This window comes from Streptomyces aureus (assembly GCF_001418135.1).
Classification (GTDB): Bacteria; Actinomycetota; Actinomycetes; order Streptomycetales; family Streptomycetaceae; genus Streptomyces; species Streptomyces aureus_A.
In genome coordinates this window covers 1-20,027 of record NZ_LIPQ01000169.1, presented here as the reverse complement: position 1 = coordinate 20,027, position 20,027 = coordinate 1, and the positions used below count along the sequence as shown (strand labels likewise).

Genomic DNA, 20,027 nt, shown 5'->3' with positions numbered 1-20,027 from the left:
GCGGCGGCAAGACCCGCCACCGCCGCCCACGCGCTGGCCTTCCTCGACGGGGATCTCCCGGCCAGCACGGGCACCCGCTGGGAGACGTCGCTGCCGCTGTCGGAGTGGCGGGCGGAGCGGCTGAGACCCCATCCCGCCTGCCCCTGCGGGGCGGCGCGCGGCGGAGAGGGGGAGCGCGCCTCGGCAGCCGGAGGCGCGCAGGACACAATGGCGGGGTAACGGCCCTGCGCGGCACGGCAGGGGTAACCGCCCTGCGCGGTACGGCAGTCTGGGTTGAGGAGGGGCGTATGTCTGATCTACCCCGGAAGGCGGTCACCCGGACCGCCAAGTTGGCCGCGTTGCCGCTCGGCTTCGCGGGCCGGGCCACATGGGGCCTGGGCAAGCGGATCGGCGGGAGATCGGCGGAACTCGTCGCCCGCGAGCTCCAGCAGCGCACGGCCGAGCAGCTGTTCAAGGTGCTCGGTGAGCTCAAGGGCGGGGCCATGAAGTTCGGGCAGGCGCTGTCCGTCTTCGAGTCGGCCCTTCCCGAGGAGGTGGCCGGGCCCTACCGGGCGGCCCTGACGAAGCTTCAGGACGCGGCGCCGCCGATGCCGACGCGCACCGTGCACGCCGTCCTCGAGGAGCGGCTGGGCGCGGAGTGGCGGGAGCTGTTCCTGGAGTTCGAGGACAAGCCGGCGGCGGCCGCCTCGATCGGCCAGGTGCACCGGGCCGTGTGGCACGACGGGCGCGAGGTCGCGGTGAAGGTGCAGTACCCGGGCGCCGGGGAGGCACTGCTCTCGGACCTGACGCAGCTGAGCCGATTCGCCCGGCTGCTCGGCCCGCTGATTCCGGGGATGGACATCAAGCCGCTGATCACCGAGATGCGGGACCGGGTCTCGGAGGAGCTGGACTACGCCCTGGAGGCGGCGGCCCAGCGGAAGCACGCGGAGGAGTTCGCGGACGACCCCGACGTACTGGTGCCGGCGGTGGTGCACCTGGCGGATCAGGTCCTGGTGACCGAGTGGATGGACGGCATCCCGCTCGCGGAGGTGATCGCGGACGGTACGGAGGAGCAGCGGGACCGGGCGGGCCAGCTCCTGGCCCGCTTCCTCTTCTCGGGCCCGGCGCGCACCGGTCTGCTGCACGCCGATCCGCACCCGGGGAACTTCCGGCTGCTGCCGGGCGCCGACGAGGACGGGGGCCCGGAGGGCTGGCGGCTCGGGGTGCTCGACTTCGGCACGGTGGACCGGCTGCCGGGCGGGCTGCCGGAGACGATCGGCACCTGCCTGCGGATGACGCTGGCAGGTGAGGCCGAGACCGTCTACGAGCTGCTGCGGGCGGACGGCTTCGTCAAGAGGTCCGTGGAGCTCGACCCCGACGCGGTCCTGGAGTACCTGCTGCCGATCATCGAACCGGCCGAGGCGGAGTCCTTCCTCTTCACCCGCGGCTGGATGCGCACCCAGGCGGCCCGCATCGCCGACCCGCGCTCCCCCGCCCACCAGTTGGGCAAGCAGCTCAACCTGCCGCCCTCGTACCTGCTGATACACCGGGTGACGCTGAGCACCATCGGGGTGCTGTGCCAGCTGAACGCGACGGTGCGCCTGCGGGCCGAGCTGGAGGAGTGGCTGCCGGGCTTCGTGGCGGCCGCCTCGGACTGACGGGGTCACCACCAGGAGGAGTCGAGGCGGCCTTCGATCGCACGGATGTTGGCGCGGGCGCAGTCCTCGCAGAAGTAGCTGCGCCGGCCGTTCTCCACCGAGCAGGTCCAGGTCAGCGGCAGGGTGTCGGCCGTCTTGCCGCAGCGCGCGCAGACGAGGGGCCCCTCGGGGGTACGGGCGTCGTTCACCCTTGTGACGATAACCCGACGAAGCGCCGCGGACCCGACAACGCACCGCGGGGGCCGGTCCGTTCGGACCGGCCCCCGCGGGGGCGCCCCTGGGGGGCGCGGGTTGGTTCAGTGCGTGGCGGTCGTCAGTGCATGACGGCCATGGCCAGCGCGCGGCGGGCGCGCAGCGAGACGCGCTCGGCGCGGCGCTGCATGCGTCGGGCGGCGACCAGGCGCACGGCCTGGCGTTCCGCGTCGGCCTCACGGTGGCGCTCGTGCATATGGGCACGGGCCAGGGCTTCTGGGGCGAGTTGCATTTCACGGGTCCTGTTCTGACGCGCGGTGGGCGCGGCGGAGGGGAAGAAGACTGGGGTCGCGGAGCCGGCGGGCTCGCTGGTGGAAGAGGTCATCGGGGCCTGCTTCTGGGGATCGTGCGTGAGGGGGCGGTCGATGGTTCCGGTGGCGCTCATGCCGCGACCGGGTTCTTGCGCGGACGGCCACGGGGCCGCTTCCGGGCGACGACCACGCCCTGGACGAAGAGCTCGCCGCCCCAGACGCCCCACGGCTCGCGCCGCTCCTGGGCGCCGGCGAGGCAGGCGGCCACGAGCGGGCAGGTCCGGCAGAGGGACTTCGCGTACTCGACGTCGGCCGGGGACTCCGCGAAGAAGACCTCCGGGTCGTAGGCGCGACAGGGGACGGGGACGCCGAGGTTCTCGATGGCGTCGTCGAGCGCGGTGAGGGTGCTGAGGGGGGTCAAAGTGGGGTCCTCCGTGGGGCGGCCGGGCTGGGCGATCGATTCGGAAGGCGGTACGGACGGGGCGTGCGCTTCGAGTTGCACGGTGGTCTTTCCTCGTCTGGTCGTTCCGGCCTGTTGACCGGGGTTTCGGCTGGTACCGGGGTGCGTCTGTCCCGAGGCGTCCTCGTGTCGTCGTCCCCGTTCGGGGACAAACAAAAGGGCCGCGGATCCCGGGTGGGGTTCCGCGGCCCTGAAGGCGCCGGTCTGATCATGGATCAGACTGGATCGCTCCAGGGTTCGAGCCCACGGAAGGCCCACATCTTGTGGTCGTGCGTCGTCGTCTGCTGCTGGGTGCCGGCACCGGTCGCCGCAAAGGCATAGGCCTTGGCCTTGCCTGCTGCTCCTGCTTCCAGTGCCTTGGTCGGTCGCTCATTGCGAAGCTCCACGGCAGGCAGCAGACCGGCGCCGGCAAGGCCGGAGACGGGCAGACCGGTGCCAATGAACGCCGAGGCGGAGAGGCCGAGCGAGCAGGCGGAGACGACGGAGCGATCGGTCATTTTGGCGGTGCTGACGAAGCCGGCACGGCTGATGAAGCTGGCGGTGCTGGTCTGAATGACGTTGCTGATCACGTGGAATCGCCTCCTCTCGGCGTCTCGGAGGGCTCGGGTGCGAGCCGGACCCTCATGTTTATTTGGACAAGTACAGCACAGAGACAGGGCTTCTTAGAAGCCGCTGTTTCCGTGGTTAAGAACCTATGGGGCTTGACGGGGCAGGCGCAAACTATTTTTCCCACGAGTTTTGGTCAGCTGTCGTCGGGGCCCGCCCCGCCGTCCCCACCTGCGCAGATGGCCAGGACGTCGGCGCCGAAGCGGTCGAGCTTGCGGGCGCCGACGCCGGAGATCGAGGAGAGCTCCCCGCCGGTGGCGGGGACCCGCTCGGCGATGGCCATCAGCGTCTTGTCGGTGAACACGCAGTACGCCGGCTGGCCGAGCTCCCTGGCCTGATCGGCGCGCCAGTCGCGGAGCCGCTCGTACAGCGCCTCGTCCATGTCCGAGGGGCAGTCCTCGCAGCGCATGAGCTTCATGGCGCCCGCCTCGGTGAGGGTCGCCCCGCAGACCCGGCAGAGAACGGGGCCGCGCGGCCGGCGGCGGCCGGCGGCGGCGCCCCGCTCGAAGGAGCCCGACCCGCCCGAGGCGATGGTGCCGAGCGAGCCGGATCCGGGCCGCAGGCCCTTGAGGAAGCGGCTGGGGCGCCGGGAGGCCCGGCCGCCCGGCGAGCGGGAGAGCGCCCAGGACAGCGTGAGGTGGAGCCGCGCCCGGGTGACGCCGACGTACAGCAGGCGCCGCTCCTCCTCGACCTGCTCGTCGGTCTTGGCGTAGGTGATGGGCATCATGCCCTCGGTGAGGCCGACCAGGAAGACGGCGTCCCATTCGAGGCCCTTGGCGGAGTGCAGCGAGGCGAGGGTGACGCCCTGCACGGTCGGCGCGTGCTGCGCGGCGGCCCGCTCGTCGAGTTCGGCGACCAGGTCGGAGAGGGTGGCCCCGGACCTGGCACGGGCGAAGTCCTCGGCGAGCCGGACGAGGGCGGCGAGGGACTCCCACCGGTCACGGACGGCGCCGGAGCCCGCGGGCGGCTGTGAGGTCCAGCCCTTGGTCGAGAGGACGGCCCTGACCTGTGCGGGCAGGTCCTCGGCGTCGTCGAGGAGGGAGTCGTTGCCCCCGGCGCGGGCCGCGCCCCGCAGGGCGATGCCCGCCTCGCGCACCTCCTGGCGTTCGAAGAAGCGCTCGGCGCCGCGCAGCTGGTAGGGCACTCCGGCGTCGGCGAGGGCCTGCTCGTACACCTCGGACTGGGCGTTGATCCGGTAGAGGACGGCGATCTCGCCGGCCGGGACGCCGGCCGCGATGAGGTCCCGGACACGGCGGGCGGTGCCCTCGGCCTCGGTCGGTTCGTCCGCGTACTCCGTGTAGACGGGACCGGGGCCGGGGTCGCGCTGCGAGATCAGCTCCAGGCGGTGCTCGGCGGCCCGGCCTCGGGCCTGGCTGAGCAGTCCGTTGGCGAGGTGGACGACCTGGGGGGTCGAGCGGTAGTCGCGGACCAGCTTGACCACCGTGGCCCCGGGGTGGCGGGTGCGGAAGTTCAGCAGGTGGTCGGGCGTGGCGCCGGTGAAGGAGTAGATGGTCTGGCTCGCGTCGCCGACGACGCACAGGTTGTCGCGGTCGCCGAGCCACAGGTCGAGCAGCCGCTGCTGGAGCGGGGAGACGTCCTGGTACTCGTCCACCACGAAGTGCTGGTACTGGCTCCGGATCTGGTCGGCGATGTCGTGCCGGTCCTGGAGGATGCCGACGGTGAGCAGCAGCACGTCCTCGAAGTCGATCACCGAGCGGTCGCGCTTCAGCTGCTCGTACATCGCGTAGATCTGGCTGATTTCCGCCGGGTCGCGCGGGGCGTCCCGGTGGGCCTTGGCGACGATGGCCGGGTAGTCGGCGGGGACGGTCTGGGTGACCTTGGCCCACTCGATCTCGCCGGTGACGTCCCTCAGCTCGTTCCGGTCGAGCCGGACCCGGCAGCGGGCCGCGGCGTCGGCGACCAGCTGGATCTTCCGCTCCAGGAGCCGGGGCAGATCGCCACCGACTGCTTTCGGCCAGAAGAACTGGAGCTGACGGAGGGCCGCGGAGTGGAACGTGCGCGCCTGGACGCCGCCCGCCCCGAGCTGCCGGAGCCGGCCGCGCATCTCGCCCGCGGCGCGGTTGGTGAACGTGACGGCCAGCACACTGGCGGGCTGGAGTCTGCCCGACCGCACCCCGTACGCGATGCGGTGGGTGATCGCCCGCGTCTTGCCCGTGCCGGCGCCCGCCAGCACGCACACCGGGCCGGTCAGGGCCAGGGCGACCTCGCGCTGCTCCGGGTCGAGCCCGTCGAGCACCGCGTCGGCCGTCTCCGGGACCTGCGGGAAGAGAGTGGAGTGCGTTGCTGCTGTCACCCCCCAATGCTGCCAGGTCCGCCGAGCCGGCCGCGGAGGCTTGTCCACAGGAGGCGTCCGCGGTCATACGAATTCCGGGAATGGCCGGGACGCGGCGTACGTTCTTCCTCTCGGCACCCGTCAGCGAACCAAGAGGAGCGCCTCGCCATGCAGGGCACTGTGACGATGTACAGCACCACGTGGTGCGGCTACTGCCGTCGGCTGAAGAGCCAGATGGACCGCGAGGGCATCGCGTACACGGAGATCAACATCGAGCAGGACCCCGACTCGGCGGCCTTCGTCGAGAAGGCGAACGGCGGAAACCAGACCGTTCCGACCGTCCTCTTCCCGGACGGCTCGACCCTGACGAACCCGAGCCTCGCCCAGGTGAAGCAGGCGCTCGCCGTCTGAGACACCCGGCCCCCAGAGCACGAGGAACCCCCGACCGGTACGGACCGGCCGGGGGTTCCTCGCGCGTGGGCGGATGTGCCGTATGTCTCAGATCACGTCGCCTGGCTTCGGCAGGGGCTTGCCGTACCACCGCTCGATCAGCCGCGAGGCGATCGAGATGCCGTACGGCGGGATCACCTCGCCCGACTCGAAGGCGGCGGCCAGGTCGTCGCGGGAGAACCAGCGGGCCTCGTGGATCTCCTCGCCGTCCACCGTGATCTCCGAGGAGGTCGCGCGGGCGAAGAAGCCCAGCATCAGGCTGGACGGGAACGGCCAGGGCTGGCTGGCGATGTACTCGACCTCGCCGACCGTGACACCGGCCTCCTCGAAGACCTCGCGGACCACCGACGCCTCGATGGACTCGCCGGGCTCGACGAAACCGGCGAGGGTCGAGAAGCGGCCCTCGGGCCAGTGGACCTGGCGGCCGAGCAGCGCCCGGTCCTCCTCGTCCGTGACCAGCATTATCACCGCGGGGTCGGTCCGCGGGTAGTGCTCCGCACCGCACGCCTGGCAGCGGCGGATGTGCCCGGCGGCGGCGATGACCGTGCGCTCGCCGCAGCGCGAGCAGAAGCGGTGGAGGCGCTGCCAGTTCTCCAGGGCCACCGCGTGCACCATGAGGCCCGCGTCCCGGTCCGACAGCAGCAGTCCTGCCTCGCGGAGCCCGGCGGGCCGCGCGGACTGGTCCATGCGGCCCGGCAGGGAGTCCTTCTGGAGCGCGAAGTAGGAGACGCCGTCGGCGTCCGTGCCCAGGAAGTAGCGGTGCGTCTCGGTGACCGGGGCCTCGAAGGCCGGGGTCATGACGAGCTCTGTCGTGCCGTCCGCCGTGTCGTCGATCAGCACCTGGCCCCCGGAGACCACGAAGACCCGCGTGGTGGGGTGGCTCCAGGCCGCCGCCAGCCACGCCTCGTCGAGGCGGTGGTGCGCGGCGCGGTCGATGCCGCTCGGAGCGGTGAGCGAGATCGGGCGGTCCGCTGACGCGTTCTTCAAGGTGCTCACAGGTGCTTCCAACTCCCCCGGATCGGTGTGTGGGTTCAGCGCTCGGCGACTGGGGCTTGTCCGAGGGCGGCGGGCAGGTCACCCCACAGATGAGCGGTCGTCTCGACGCCCTTCATGAGGAGATCGAGTTCGATCTTCTCGTTGGGGGCGTGCCAGCCGTCGGACGGGACGGAGATGCCGAGGAACAGGACGGGTGCCTCCAGGACGTCCTGGAGGTCGGCGGCCGGTCCGGAGCCGCCCTCGCGGGTGTAGCGGACCTTGGCGCCGTCGAAGGCCCGACTCATGGCCCCGGCGACCGCCTTGAGGGCGGGGTGGTCGAGCGGGGTGAGGCAGGGCCGGGTCGGGGCGCCGAAGACGATCTCGTACCGGATGCCGGCGGGGACGAGACCGGCGAGCCAGTCCCGTACCGCGAGCTCGATCTTGGCCGGGTCCTGGCCGGCGACCAGCCGGAACGACAGCTTGAGCTGGGCGGAGGCGGGGACGATCGTCTTGCCGCCGGGGCCCTGGTAGCCGCCGCCGATGCCGTTGACCTCGGCGGTGGGGCGGGCCCAGACCCGCTCCAGGGTGGAGAAGCCGGCTTCGCCGAGGGCGCCGTGCGACTTCGCCGTGCGCAGCCAGGCGGCCTCGTCGAAGGGCAGCTCGGCGACGAGGGCGCGCTCGGCGTCGCCGAGCTCGGTCACTCCCTCGTAGAAGCCGGGGATCGCCACGTGCTCGTCGGCGTCGTGGAGGGCGGCGACGATCCGGCCGGCGACGGTGGCCGGGTTGGGCACGGCGCCGCCGAAGGAGCCGGAGTGGATGTCCTGGTCGGGGCCGTACAGCTCGATCTCGCAGTCGGCGACCCCGCGCATGCCGGTGCACACGGTGGGGGTGGTCTCGGACCACATGCCGGTGTCGGAGACGATCACGGCGTCGGCGGCGAGGCGCTCGGCGTGCGTCTCGACGAGGGTGCGGAAGTGCGGCGACCCGGACTCCTCCTCGCCTTCGACGATCAGCTTGAGGTTGACGGCGGGCGCGGTGCGGCCGGTGACGGCGAGGTGCGCGCGGACGCCGAGGGTGTGGAAGAACACCTGCCCCTTGTCGTCGGCGGCCCCGCGCGCGTACATCCGTCCGTCGACCACGGTCGGCTCGAACGGGTCCGTGTGCCAGCCGTCCTCGCGGGCGGCGGGCTGCACGTCGTGGTGGCCGTAGACGAGGACCGTCGGCGCGTCCGGGTCGTCGGAGGGCCATTCGGCGAAGACGGCGGGGGCGCCGTCCGTCTCCCAGACCTCGACCGTGGTGAAACCGGTCCCGGTGAGCTTGGCGGCGAGCCACTCGGCACTGCGCCGTACGTCCCCGGCGCGGTCCGGCTGCGCCGACACGGAGGGGATGCGCAGCCACTCCGCGAGGTCGCCGAGGAAGGCGGCACGGTGCTGCTCGATGTACGTACGTACGGCGTGGACGGCGCTGTCCGGGGTCTCGCTCATGCCCCCGAGCCTATCCGGCGCCCGGGGGTGCCCTGCCCGGCAGGAGGGCCTGATCGGCGTCCGGGGCCGGCTCTCCGAGGAGGAGGGCCTCCAGCTCGGCCCGGCCGGGCAGTCGGGTGGGGCGGGCGACCTCGCCCGTGCGTACGTAGACGAAGGCGGCGGCCACGTCCTCGGGCGCGAGACCGTGCTGCTCGGCCCAGGCGAGCCGGTAGATCGCGAGCTGGAGCGGGTCCGCGGTGCGCAGCCGGCTCGTCTTCCAGTCGACGATCTCGTACGTGCCGGAGTCCGGGTCCCGGTAGACGGCGTCGATCCGGCCCCGGACGACCCGGCCGCCGAGTGAGAGGTGCACGGGGACCTCGACGCGGTACGGGGTGCGGTGGGCGTACTCGGTGCGGGCGAAGGCCTCCTTCAGCTCGTCGAGGTCCCGTTCGTCGAGGATCTCCGGCTCGCCCGCGAAGTCCTCCCCGCCGGGCAGGTCCTCGGGTCCGAGGAACGGCAGCGGCAGCTCCTCGAACCGGGACTCCACCCACGCGTGGAAGCGGGTGCCCCGGCGGGCCGCCGGCTGCGGCGCCTTCGGCATCGGCCGGGCCAGCTCCTGGGCGAAGGCGTCGGGGTCGGCGGCGAGGCGGAGGACCTGGGAGGCGGAGAGGTACGCGGGGAGGACGACGTCGCGGGTGGTGGCGCGGGCGCGGCGGAGTTCGGTGGTGAGGGCGGTGAGGTCGCGGTCCCAGGAGGCGATGGCTCGCGCGTCCTCGGGGGTGAGCTCGGGTTCCGGGTCCGAGGGCGGGGCCTCGGGCTCCCGGGGTGCCGGAACCGCGTCCGCGTGGGTGTCCTCGGGGAGGGCCTCTTCGTCCTCGTCCCAGACGGGTTCCTCCTCGTCCGGCCAGAGGTCCTCCGGGTGCGGGTCCCGGGGGGCGGGGTGGTGCCCGCCCTCTCCCGAGCTGGTGGGGTGATGCCCGCCCGTCCCCGGACGGGCGGGGTGGTGCCCGCTCTCCCCCGGACGCTGTCCGGGGGTGCCCCCATCGCCCTGCGGGGCGATGGCCCACAGTCTGGCCAGGACGTCGTCCGCCGCCTTGCGGCGGCGCCTGAACGACTCCCCGTCCAGCGGGAGCGGCCACGTCTCCTCGCTGTCCGCCTCCGTCAGGGTCGGGTTCTTCGCGTCCTTCTCCGGTTCCTCCGCCCATGCCTCGATCTCCCCGTGGCCCCTCTCGCAGTGGGCGTACAGGGCCTGGAGGAAGTCCGATGGGCCTCGGGGTCGCTTCTGGGACGGGCCCCACCAGTGGGCCGAGCCGAGGAGGAGGGTGCGGGGCCGGGTGAAGGTGACGTAGCCGAGGCGGAGTTCCTCGGTGTGCTGGTGGTCCCGCATCTCGTTCTTGAAGGCCGCGAGGGCCTTCGCGTTCCAGGTGTCGACGGCCGGCAGCGTGGCCGCGTCGCCGCGCAGGGCGTGCGGGAGGACCTGCGGCTGCGAGGTCCACGACTCGCGGGCCCTGGCGCTGGGGAACTGGCCGGTGACCAGGCCGGGGACGGCGACGACGTCCCACTCCAGGCCCTTGGACTTGTGGGCGGTGAGGACCTTGACGGTGTTCTCGCCGCCGGGCAGGGCGTTGTCGAGGCCCTTCTCGAACTGGACGGCGGTGCGCAGGAAGCCGAGGAACGCGAGGAGGCTCGCCTCGCCGTCCAGGGAGGCGAAGCCGGCGGCGATGTCGAGGAAGTGGCCGAGCGTCTCGCGGCGGCGGGCGGCGAGCGCGTGCGGGGAGGCGGACAGTTCGACTTCGAGGCCGGTCGCGGAGAGCACCCGGTGCAGGACGTCCATGAGCGGGTCGGCGAGCGAGCCGCGCAGGGCGCGCAGCTCGGCGGCGAGGCGGGCGAAGCGGACCCGGGCGTCGGCGGAGAAGGCGAGGCCGTCGTCGGCCGCTCCGCCGGAGTCGAGGAAGGTGTCGAGCGCGTCGGCGAGGGAGACGACCTCGGCCGGGTCGACGCCCTCGACGGCGGCGGCGAGCCGCTGCTCGGGGTCGGGTTCGTCGCCGCCCCGGTGGACGAGGTGACGGGCCCGCCTGCCGAGGAGGGCGAGGTCGCGGGGGCCGATGCGCCAGCGGGGGCCGGTGAGGAGGCGGACCAGGGCGGCGTTGGCCCCGGGGTCCTGGAGGACTTCGCAGACGGCGACCAGGTCGGCGATCTCGGGCAGGTGGAGGAGGCCGGAGAGTCCGACGACCTCGACGGGTACGTCACGGGCGACGAGGGCCGCGTGGATGGCGGGGAAGTCGGTGGCCGTACGGCACAGGACGGCGATCTCGCCGGGCTCCCGGCCGGTGCGGACGAGGTGGGCGAGGGAGTCGGCGAGCCAGTCGATCTCCTCGGCGTGGGTGGGGAGGAGCGCGATGCGGACGCTGCCGTCGGCCTCGGCGCCGGGCGCGGGGCGCAGCGCCTCCACGCCCGCGTGCATGGCGCGCAGGGGTGCGGCGAGTCCGTTGGCGAGGTCGAGGAGGCGGCCGCCGCTGCGCCGGTTCTCGGAGAGCGAGTAGCGGTCGGCGGGGCTGCCGTCCGCGTGCGGGAAGTGCTCGGGGAAGTCGTCGAGGTTGGCGACGGATGCGCCGCGCCAGCCGTAGATGGCCTGGCAGGGGTCGCCGACGGCGGTCACCGCGTGGCCGGTCGCCCGCTGCCCTTCGGCCTGGCCGAAGAGGCCGGAGAGCAGCAGTCGCTGGGCGACGGACGTGTCCTGGTACTCGTCGAGGAGGACGACCCGGAACTCGTCGCGGAGGATCTCGCCGACCTCGGGCCGGGTGGTGGCCAGTTCGGCGGAGCGGGCGATCTGGTCGCCGAAGTCGAGCAGGTCGCGGGAGCGCTTGGCGGCCCGGTAGCGGATGACGAGGTCGAGGAGTTCGCGGCGGGCGGTGGCGGCCTCGGGGATCTTGCGCAGCTCGGCGTTGCTGAGCTTGGCCTCGGCGAGGGCGGCGAGCAGCGCGGAGTCGTACGAGAGGAGTCTTTCCGGCGGTACGAGGTGTTCGGCGAGTTCGGCGTCGAGGGCGAGCAGGTCGGTGATCAGGGTCGTGAAGGAGCGGGTGAGCGCCGGGTACGGGCCGGGGGCCTCGCGCAGGACGCGGGCGGCGAGCTGGTAGCGGGTGGCGTCGGCGAGGAGCCGGGAGGTGGGTTCGAGCCCGATGCGGAGGCCGTGGTCGGTGAGGAGCTGGCCGGCGAACGCGTGGTAGGTGGAGATCCGGGGCTCGCCCGGAACGTAGTAGGGGTCGGCGGGCACCGCCGTCGTCGAGGGGTGGTGGCCGGGCGACGGGTGGGCCGGGTCGATGACGTCGGGGTCCGTCACTCCGGCGCGGACGAGCGCGGTGCGGACGCGCTCGGCGAGCTCACCGGCGGCCTTGTTGGTGAAGGTGAGGCCGAGGACCTGCTCGGGGGCGACCTGGCCCGTGCCGACCAGCCAGACCACCCGGGCGGCCATCACCGTCGTCTTGCCGGAGCCGGCTCCGGCCACGACGACCTGCGGGGCGAGCGGCGCGGTGATGCAGGCCGTCTGCTCCGGGGTGAACGGGATGCCGAGGAGCTCCTTGAGCTGCTCGGGGTCGCTGATGCGTGCGGTCACCTCAAAGAGGCTAACGCGGACGACTGACAGTCCGGTCCGGCCCGGCCCGGATCTCGCGGGGGATCCTCGTCACGCGGGCGTGCCGCCGTCCAGCTTCGACAGGTCCACCGTCTCGTCGGCGGGCGGGACGACGACGCGGACGGGCTTGTCGTAGTCGGAGAGCACCATGGCGCCGGGTTCCTCGCCGCCGGCCTTGACCATCTTCAGGATGTACGGCTTGCCCTCCTGGGAGACGGACACGGTCGTGGTCTCGCCTTCGGCCTTCTTCTTGACCAGGGTCGCGACGGGGGTGTCGTCGACCTCGGCGTCGGGGCCCCTGGTGAGTCCGCGGCGCTCCTCCTCGTCCTCGCCGAGGTCGGCGAGGAGCGCCTTCAGGTCGCAGACGCCGCTGAGGTCGGCGCTGCCTGCCTGACCCGGGGCGATCTTCAGCCAGCGGCCCTTGACCAGCTCGACCGTGGCGTCGATCTGCGCCTCGGGCATCCCCTGGGAGGCCATGGAGACGCGCCAGAAGGCCTCGTCGCCCTTCATGTACGTGACCTCGTCCACCTTGCGGAGTTCGGCGGTGCCGCCCTTGATCTTCATCACTCCGGTGCACTCGTCCTGGTCGTTGACCGCGAAGTCGATGTCGAGGGGCTGTCCCTCCGTGACGACCCGGCCGGTCATCCGGAGCGAGGTCGCCGACTGGGTCGCGGTGACCGCCTTGTCGCCGATCTCGTCGGCGGTGAGACCGGAGAACGGATCGGGCGACGGTGCCGACACCGAAGGTGCGGCGGCCGTGGTGCCGGCCGTCGCTGCCCAGGCCGCGACGGGTGCGGGACCTGTGACGACGGCGACGGCGCAGACGACGGCCGCGGCGCGGAGCTTCCGGTGGGACGCCATGCGAGCCTCCTCGCGGTTTTCCCGATCCTGTCCACCAGGGTCTCCCCCCGCGCGCGTGCCCGCGACTCCGCGCCCGGGGCCGTCCCGTCAGTCGACGACCTGACGGCCCTCCGGCTGGGCGCTGCACGAGGCGCGGAACGAGCAGTTCGTACAGTGCTGGCCGGTGGTGGGGGTGAAGCGCTCGTCGAGGACCCGGCCCGCGGCGTTGGCGAGCAGCTCGCCGACCCATTCCCCGGCGAGCGGTTCCTGTGCCTGGACCTTGGGGAGGGCGTCGCCGCCCTCCTTCTGCGGGGCGGCCTGCCGCAGCTGGACGAGTTCGGCGCCGCCCGGTTCCGGCCGCCGCCCGTCGAGGACCTCGTCGAGGGCGCCCTCCCGGACGGCGAGCTGGTAGACGGCGAGCTGTGGATGCCGGGCGACCTCGTCCTTGGTGGGGGCCGACTTGCCGGTCTTGAAGTCGACGACGTACGCGCGCCCGTGTTCGTCCGTCTCGACGCGGTCCATGGAGCCGCGGATGCGGACCTCGTACGCGCCCGCCTCCAGGGTCACGTCGAAGCCGTGCTCCGAGGCGGCGGGGGTGCGGCCGCCTCTGTCCATGACGTGCCAGCTCAGGAAGCGTTCGAGCGCCACGCGCGCGTTCTGCTTCTCCTGGGCCGACTTCCAGGGGGCGTCGAACGCGAGGGCGTCCCACACGGAGTCCAGGCGGGCCATGAGGACGTCGAGGTCGGCGGGGGTACGGCCGGAGGCGACCTCGTCGGCGAGGACGTGGACGACGTTGCCGAAGCCCTGGGCGGCGGTGGCGGGGGCCGCTGCCTTGACCTCGCGGCCCAGGAACCACTGGAGGGAACAGGTGCTCACCAGGTTGTCCAGGGAGCTCGGCGACAGCGCGACGGGCCGGTCGCGGTCGCGCAGCGGCTCCGGGCCGCGGGTCGGCTCGAACAGGCCCCACCAGCGGTCCGGGTGCGCGGCCGGGACCAGCGGCTGGCCGTCCTCGTCGGTGAGCGCGGCGAGCTCGGCGAGGCGGTGGGCGGCGGCGTCGCGGAGCGCGGGCGAGGCGTCCGGGTCGACGGTGGTGGCGCGCAGCTCGGCGACCAGCGCGGAGACGGCGAGGGGGCGGCGGGGGCGGCCGGGCACGTCCTTCGGCTCGGCACCGAACTCGGTGAGGAAACGGGAGGGCTGGTCACCGTCCTCGGCCGCGGCCTTCACGGCGGTGACGACGAGCCGGTCGCGCGCGCGCGTGGCGGCCACGTAGAAGAGGCGGCGCTCCTCGGCGAGGAGCGCGCCGGGGGTGAGGGGTTCGGCGAGGCCGTCGCGGCCGATGCGGTCGGCCTCCAGGAGGGAGCCGCGACGGCGCAGGTCGGGCCAGAGTCCCTCCTGGACTCCGGCGACGACGACGAGGCTCCACTCCAGGCCCTTGGAGCGGTGGGCGGTCATGAGGCGGACGGCGTCGGGGCGGGTGTGGCGGCGGGTGAGGGTGTCGGCGGCGATGTCCTGCGCGTCGAGCTCTTCGAGGAAGTTGAGGACACCCCGGCCGCCGACGCGTTCCTCGGCGCGGGCGGCGGTCTCGAAGAGGGCGCAGACGGCGTCGAGGTCCCGGTCGGCGTTGCGGCCCGCGGGCCCGCCGCGGAGCGCGGCCCGCTCCAGCCGGCCGGGCCAGGGGGTGCCGTTCCAGAGGATCCAGAGGGCCTCCTCGGCGGTGCCCCCGTCGGCGAGGAGTGCGCGGGTGTCACGGAGCAGGTCGCCGAGCCGCTTCGCGCCTCGGGCGTAGGCGGGGTCGTGGGCGGCGAGGCGCTCGGGCTCGGCGAGCGCGCGGGCGAGCAGGACGTCGGAGGGGGCGGGGACCTTCGTCCCCGCTGCCCGTTCCTCGTCCCTCAGTGCGCGGCCGAGGCGGCGGAGGTCGGCGGGGTCCACGCCGGCGAGGGGGGAGGCCAGCAGTTCAAGGGCGGTCTCCGTGCGGAGCCATTCCGCGGCGGCGTCGGGCTCCAGTGGTTCGGGGTCGGACGCGGCGGCGTCGGGCTCCAGCGGCTCGGGGTCGGACGCGCCGTCGGTGGTGCCCGCCCTCCGTGCCTCCTCCGGGGGTGCCCCCACCGCCCCGGCGGGACGCCTAGCCACCACGGAGTCGGCGTGCGCCACCGCCCTCAGCGCCAGCAGCAGGGGGGCCACCGCCGGTTCGTGGCGCAGCGGGGTGTCCGCCGCGTCCGTTTCCACCGGGACTCCCGCCGAGGTGAGGGCGCGGCGGAGGGACGGGAGGTTGGCGGCGGCCCGGGTGAGGACGGCCATGTGCTGCCAGGGAACGCCGTCCTCCAGGTGGGCGCGGCGCAGCAGGTCGGCGATGTTCTCGGCCTCCGCCGAGGCCGTCGGGTACGTGTACGCCTCCGCCCGGCCGCCGTCCCGCGCCGCCGTGAGGTCCCGGTGGGCGCGGACCTTGTCGGCGGGGAGCCGGGGCATCGGCATCCGCTGGGCGAGCAGCCGGGTCGCGCCGAGCAGCTCGGTGCCCGAGCGGCGCGCGGTGCGCAGGACCCGGACGTCCGCGCCGCCGAAGGTCGCGGGGAAGTCGAGGATGCCGTTCACGTCGGCTCCCCGGAAGGCGTAGATGGACTGGTCCGGGTCGCCGAAGGCGACGACCGTGCTCCCGCCCGTCGCCCGGCCACCGCCCCTCGCGGACGCCTTTCGGGCGGCCCCCGTCGGAGCGCCGGCGAGGGCGTGCAGCAGCCTGACCTGTGCCGGGTCGGTGTCCTGGTACTCGTCGACGTAGATCGCGTCGTACGCGGGCAGGCTGATGTCCTCGGCGAGGAGTACGGCTCGGTGGACGAGCTCGGTGTAGTCGAGGACGCCCTGGAGGTCGAGGACGTCGAGGTACTCGGCGAGGAAGCCGGCCGCGGCCTTCCAGTCGGGGCGGCCGACCCGCTCGGCGAAGTGGGCGAGGGCGTCCGGTCCGAGGCCGAGTTCGCGGGAGCGCGCGAGGACGGCCCGTACCTCGTCGGCGAAGCCGCGGGTGGTGAGGCAGGCGCGGAGTTCGTCGGGCCAGCGGATGCTCCCGAGCCCGGCCTTCTCCAGGTCGATGTGGCCGGCGAGGAGTTCCCGCACGGCGAGGTCCTGCTCGGGTCCGGAGAGCAGCCGCAGGGGTTCGGCGAAGAGTTCGGCGTCCTGGTGGGCGCGGATCAGGGCGTAGCAGTACGAGTGGAAGGTGGTGGCCTGCGGCGGGCGGCGGCCGCCGAGCCGGGCGGCCATGCGGTCGCGGAGTTCGACGGCGGCCTTGCGGCTGAAGGTGAGGACGAGGAGCCGCTCGGGGTCGGCGCCCTTCTCCATCCGGGCGGCGACGGCCTCGACCAGGGTCGTCGTCTTGCCGGTGCCGGGTCCGGCGAGGACGAGAAGAGGTCCGCCGTCGTGGTCAACCACTTCGCGTTGGGTTGCGTCCAGCTGAGGGGAATCCATCGGGGCCGGCGTGGTACGCACCAGTCGGTACGCGCCCGGGTTCCGCGGCCGTCCCGAACCCGGGTACGGCTGTCCCTGGTACGGCGGCGTACGCCGGGTGGTCGAGGAGGTACTCACGTGGGTCGCCGGTCCTGGTGGGAGTGGTGGTGCGGGTGAGGCGGGCGTCCGCCGCGGCCGGCCGGCGGGCTCGTCGGCCCGCCGTCGCCCCGGGAGACGCGAACGTCGACGTTACGCGAAACGGCCCGCCGCCGAGCCGTACTCCGCGCCCCGTTCCGTGCCGTGTACGTCCCCCCAGGCGCCGCTCACGCCCGGCCCCGCGCGGTCGTCCCCGGCGGGCGGCCTCAGGTGTGAGTTCCGTCCCAGCGCGCCCGGCGCATGTCGATCTTCGGCAGGTGTCCCTCGGCCGACGGGCCCCGCTCGCGCAGTGGCGTGCCCTCCTCGCGGTAGTGGTCGAGGGCCCTCAGCTCGTGTCCGGGGAGCAGCGTGCCGTCCGAGCGGACCACCCGCCACCAGGGCGCGGTCCCGCCGTACAGGGCCATGACCCGGCCGACCTGGCGGGGCCCGCCCTCGCCCAGCCATTCGGCGACGTCGCCGTAGGTCATCACCCGGCCGGGCGGGATCCCGTCGGCGACGTCGAGCACCCGTTCCGCGTACTCGGGCAGTTCTCCGGTCTCCCCCACGGGCACCTCCATGCTCATCCGCCCCATCCTGCCTCACCCCACCGACATGGCCCTGATGCCTCCGCGCGGCGGCTCTTCGTGCCACCATCGTGCGGGCGGTGACTGGTGATACGAGATCAAGAGCGACAAGTACAAGAACAAGAGCAGGAACAGCCGGAACATCAGCGAGAACGAGAACGACACAACACGCATGCAGAGACGGACATGGTGATGGCCCCGGACACCCAGCCCCCCGAGGAGGGTCGGGCCGACGTGCCCGAGCGCGTCTCCGGTGACGAGCCGCTGCTCGCCGCCCGGGTCCACCGCCCCTCGGACCTGATGCGGCTGCTCGCCGGTCTGCTCGCCATCGGGCTCGTCATCGCCGTCGCCGCGTTCGCCCACGCGACGACCTCGGGCCTTGAGGAGGACATCAACAAGGGTGCCGTCGGCGCACCCGATGTCTTCGTCAAGATCGCCGGTCTCGTCTCCTCCATCGCCGTTCTGCTCGTCCCCGTCGCCTTCGCCATCGAACGCCTGATCAAACGTGACGGGCTGCGCATCGCGGACGGTGTCCTCGCCGCCGTGCTCGCGCACGGCCTCACCCTCGCCACCGACCTCTGGGTCGCCCAGGCCGCGCCCGGCACCATCCAGGACGCGCTGACCCAGCCGGCGTCCGGCGGCGGGCTCACCGACCCCGTGCACAACTACCTCGCGCCGGTGATCGCGTACATGACCGCCGTCGGCATGGCCCGCAGGCCGCGCTGGCGGGTGTCGCTCTGGGTGGTGCTGCTGCTCGACGCGTTCACCATGCTGGTGGCCGGGTACACCACCGCGCTCTCGATCATCCTGACCGTCCTGATCGGCTGGACGGTGGCGTACGGCACGCTGTACGCGGTCGGCTCCCCCAACGTCCGGCCCACCGGGCAGACCCTCCTCGCCGGTCTGCGCCGGGTCGGCTTCCGCCCGGTCACGGCGCTGCGCGCCGAGGGCGTGCCCGACTCGTCGGACAGCGGCGACCGGGGCCGCCGGTACATCGTGACCCTGGAGGACGGGCCGCCGCTCGACGTCACCGTCGTCGACCGCGAGCAGCAGGCGCACGGCTTCTTCTACCGCGCGTGGCGGCGGATCACCCTGCGGACGATCACCACCCGCCGGTCGATCGTCTCGCTGCGGCAGGCCCTGGAGCAGGAGGCGCTCCTCGCGTACGCGGCGATCGCCGCCGGGGCGAACGCGCCGAAGCTGATCGCCACCTCCGAGCTCGGCCCGGACGCGGTGATGCTCGTCTACGAGCACATCGGCGGCCGCAGCCTCGACTCTCTCGACGACGACGACATCACCGACGAGCTGGTCCGCAGCGCCTGGCGGCAGGTACGGGCGCTCCAGTCGCGCCGGATCGCGCACCGCCGGCTCACGGGCGACGCGATTCTGGTGGATCGTTCCGGCAGGGTGATCCTCACCGACCTGCGCGGCGGCGAGATCGCGGCCGGCGATCTGATCCTGCGGATGGACATCGCCCAGCTGCTCACCACCCTCGGTCTGCGGGTCGGTGCCGAGCGCACGGTCGCGGCGGCCGTCCAGATCCTCGGCCCGGACGCCGTCGCCGACTGTCTGCCGCTGCTCCAGCCGATCGCGCTGAGCCGCTCCACGCGCGCGACGCTGCGGAGACTGGCCAGGGAGCGGTCGGCACGCGAGCGGGAGGCCGTGCTCGCCGCCTCGGAGGCGGCGAAGCACGAGCGGGAACTGGCGAAGGCCCAGGCCGCGGAGGCCGCCGCGGACCCGACGGCCGCGCGGGCGGAGACCAAGGCCGAGAAGAAGGCGGACAAGAAGGCCGAGAAGCGGGCCCTGGACACGGCGCTCGACGAGGCCCGCGAGGAGGACCTGCTGGCCCAGATCCGCCAGCAGGTGCTGCTCATCCGCCCACTGGCGCCCGCCGAGCCGGTCCGGCTGGAGCGGATCAAACCGCGGACCCTGGTCAGTCTGATCGCGGGCGCGGTCGCCGCGTACTTCCTGCTGTCGCAGATCTCCCGGACGCCGCTGTCGACGATCAGCGAGGCGGACTGGCGGTGGGTGGCGGCCGCGGTGCTGTTCTCCGCGGTCAGCTATGTGGCGGCGGCGATGAGCCTGCTCGGCTTCGTGCCGGAGCGGGTCGGTTTCTGGCGGACGGTGGTGGCTCAGGTCGCCGGTTCGTTCGTGAAGATCGTCGCCCCGGCCGCGGTCGGCGGTGTCGCCCTGAACACCCGCTTCCTCCAGCGCTCGGGGGTACGGCCGGGGCTCGCGGTGGCGAGCGTCGGCGCCTCCCAGCTCTTCGGGCTCGGAGCGCACATCCTGCTCCTCCTAGCCTTCGGCTATCTCACGGGAACGGAGCGGTCGCAGTCCTTCACCCCGTCGAGGACGGTCATCGCCGGTCTGCTCACGGTCGCGGTCCTCGTGCTCGTCGTGACGGCGATCCCGTTCATGCGGAAGTTCGTCTCGACGCGGCTGCGCTCGCTCTTCGCCGGCGTGGTGCCCCGCATGCTGGACGTGCTCCAGCGGCCGATGAAGCTGATCACCGGCATCGGCGGGATGCTGCTGCTCACCCTCACCTTCGTGCTCTGCCTGGACGCCTCGATCCGGGCCTTCGACCACAACAACGTGTCGATCAGCTACGCGAGCGTCGCGGTCGTCTTCCTCGCGGGCAACGCGCTCGGCTCGGCGGCGCCGACCCCGGGCGGCGTGGGAGCGGTCGAGACCGCGCTCACCTTCGGTCTGGTGGCGGTCGGCCTTCCCATCGAGGTCGCGACCCCTGCCGTACTGCTCTACCGCCTGCTGACCCTGTGGATCCCGGTCCTCCCGGGCTGGCTCTGCTTCAACTGGCTGACGAAGCGCGAGGCGCTGTAGGCGGCGGAGTCGCGTCCCGGCCGCCACCCGCATGGACCCCCGTCCCGCGCGGCGGCGGGGGCGGCGGCCCACCATGGGCCTATGCCGATCTCCGCCGCCCAGCGCGCCGCTCTGCTCACCGCCACCACCGTGCTGCTCGCCGCCGGGTGCTCGGACGGGGGCGGCGAGCAGCACGGTGGT

At 73.3% G+C, this 20,027-nt stretch carries 14 protein-coding genes and 1 pseudogene; 4 read left to right on the top strand and 11 right to left on the bottom strand.

Features of this window, described 5'->3' with window-relative positions:
- Both AOK00_RS39690 and AOK00_RS16005 read left to right on the top strand, forming a co-directional pair.
- Window positions 1-219 (top strand): annotated as a pseudogene (locus tag AOK00_RS39690) (ThiF family adenylyltransferase); the annotation flags it as partial.
- Window positions 220-287: 68 nt separating this feature from the next.
- Window positions 288-1,637, top strand: a complete 1,350-nt coding sequence (locus tag AOK00_RS16005) for an ABC1 kinase family protein (RefSeq protein ID WP_055600985.1) — start codon at window positions 288-290, stop codon at window positions 1,635-1,637.
- A 5-nt stretch (window positions 1,638-1,642) separates the two neighbouring features.
- Here AOK00_RS16005 and AOK00_RS16000 read toward each other — a convergent pair whose 3' ends face one another.
- The 5 genes from AOK00_RS16000 to AOK00_RS15980 form a co-directional block, all read right to left on the bottom strand.
- Entirely contained in the window at window positions 1,643-1,825 is a 183-nt protein-coding gene (locus AOK00_RS16000) for a hypothetical protein (RefSeq protein ID WP_055600984.1), read from the bottom strand.
- A gap of 125 nt (window positions 1,826-1,950) precedes the next feature.
- Window positions 1,951-2,274: a hypothetical protein gene (locus AOK00_RS15995; protein ID WP_055600983.1), complete on the bottom strand. Its 324-nt coding sequence runs from the start codon at window positions 2,272-2,274 to the stop codon at window positions 1,951-1,953.
- Window positions 2,271-2,642, bottom strand: coding sequence for a WhiB family transcriptional regulator (locus AOK00_RS15990; protein WP_030320770.1), 372 nt, complete (start codon window positions 2,640-2,642; stop codon window positions 2,271-2,273). Before AOK00_RS15990 ends, AOK00_RS15995 begins: the two co-directional genes overlap by 4 nt.
- A gap of 173 nt (window positions 2,643-2,815) precedes the next feature.
- Complete coding sequence (locus AOK00_RS15985; RefSeq protein WP_107097399.1) at window positions 2,816-3,169, bottom strand: hypothetical protein; 354 nt, start codon at window positions 3,167-3,169, stop codon at window positions 2,816-2,818.
- 173 nt (window positions 3,170-3,342) lie between these two features.
- A complete protein-coding gene (locus tag AOK00_RS15980; RefSeq protein ID WP_055600982.1) occupies window positions 3,343-5,520 on the bottom strand; it encodes an ATP-dependent DNA helicase UvrD2 in 2,178 nt (725 codons plus the stop codon).
- Window positions 5,521-5,667: 147 nt separating this feature from the next.
- Between AOK00_RS15980 and AOK00_RS15975 the strand changes: the two genes are divergently transcribed.
- Window positions 5,668-5,910, top strand: coding sequence for a mycoredoxin (locus AOK00_RS15975; RefSeq protein WP_055600981.1), 243 nt, complete (start codon window positions 5,668-5,670; stop codon window positions 5,908-5,910).
- Between the two features lie 87 nt (window positions 5,911-5,997).
- Here AOK00_RS15975 and nudC read toward each other — a convergent pair whose 3' ends face one another.
- From nudC to AOK00_RS15945, 6 genes are all read right to left on the bottom strand, one after another.
- Window positions 5,998-6,945, bottom strand: a complete 948-nt coding sequence (gene nudC, locus AOK00_RS15970; RefSeq protein ID WP_055600980.1) for an NAD(+) diphosphatase — start codon at window positions 6,943-6,945, stop codon at window positions 5,998-6,000.
- Between the two features lie 35 nt (window positions 6,946-6,980).
- Window positions 6,981-8,408 carry a dipeptidase gene (locus tag AOK00_RS15965; RefSeq protein ID WP_055600979.1) on the bottom strand — a complete coding sequence of 476 codons (1,428 nt, stop codon included), beginning with the start codon at window positions 8,406-8,408 and terminating at the stop codon, window positions 6,981-6,983.
- A 10-nt stretch (window positions 8,409-8,418) separates the two neighbouring features.
- On the bottom strand, window positions 8,419-12,000 hold the full coding sequence (locus AOK00_RS15960) for an ATP-dependent helicase (RefSeq protein WP_055600978.1): 3,582 nt from the start codon (window positions 11,998-12,000) through the stop codon (window positions 8,419-8,421).
- 69 nt (window positions 12,001-12,069) lie between these two features.
- Window positions 12,070-12,879 (bottom strand): hypothetical protein, encoded by an 810-nt coding sequence (locus AOK00_RS15955; protein WP_055600977.1) that lies wholly within the window; start codon window positions 12,877-12,879, stop codon window positions 12,070-12,072.
- Window positions 12,880-12,966: 87 nt separating this feature from the next.
- Window positions 12,967-16,428 (bottom strand): ATP-dependent helicase, encoded by a 3,462-nt coding sequence (locus AOK00_RS15950; protein ID WP_055600976.1) that lies wholly within the window; start codon window positions 16,426-16,428, stop codon window positions 12,967-12,969.
- Window positions 16,429-16,652: 224 nt separating this feature from the next.
- The gene (locus AOK00_RS15945) at window positions 16,653-17,018 is read right to left on the bottom strand and encodes an MGMT family protein (RefSeq protein WP_055600975.1); all 366 of its coding nucleotides are present in this window, start codon (window positions 17,016-17,018) and stop codon (window positions 16,653-16,655) included.
- A gap of 177 nt (window positions 17,019-17,195) precedes the next feature.
- Between AOK00_RS15945 and AOK00_RS15940 the strand changes: the two genes are divergently transcribed.
- On the top strand, window positions 17,196-19,847 hold the full coding sequence (locus AOK00_RS15940; RefSeq protein WP_055600974.1) for a lysylphosphatidylglycerol synthase transmembrane domain-containing protein: 2,652 nt from the start codon (window positions 17,196-17,198) through the stop codon (window positions 19,845-19,847).
- Window positions 19,848-20,027 lie beyond the last annotated feature (180 nt).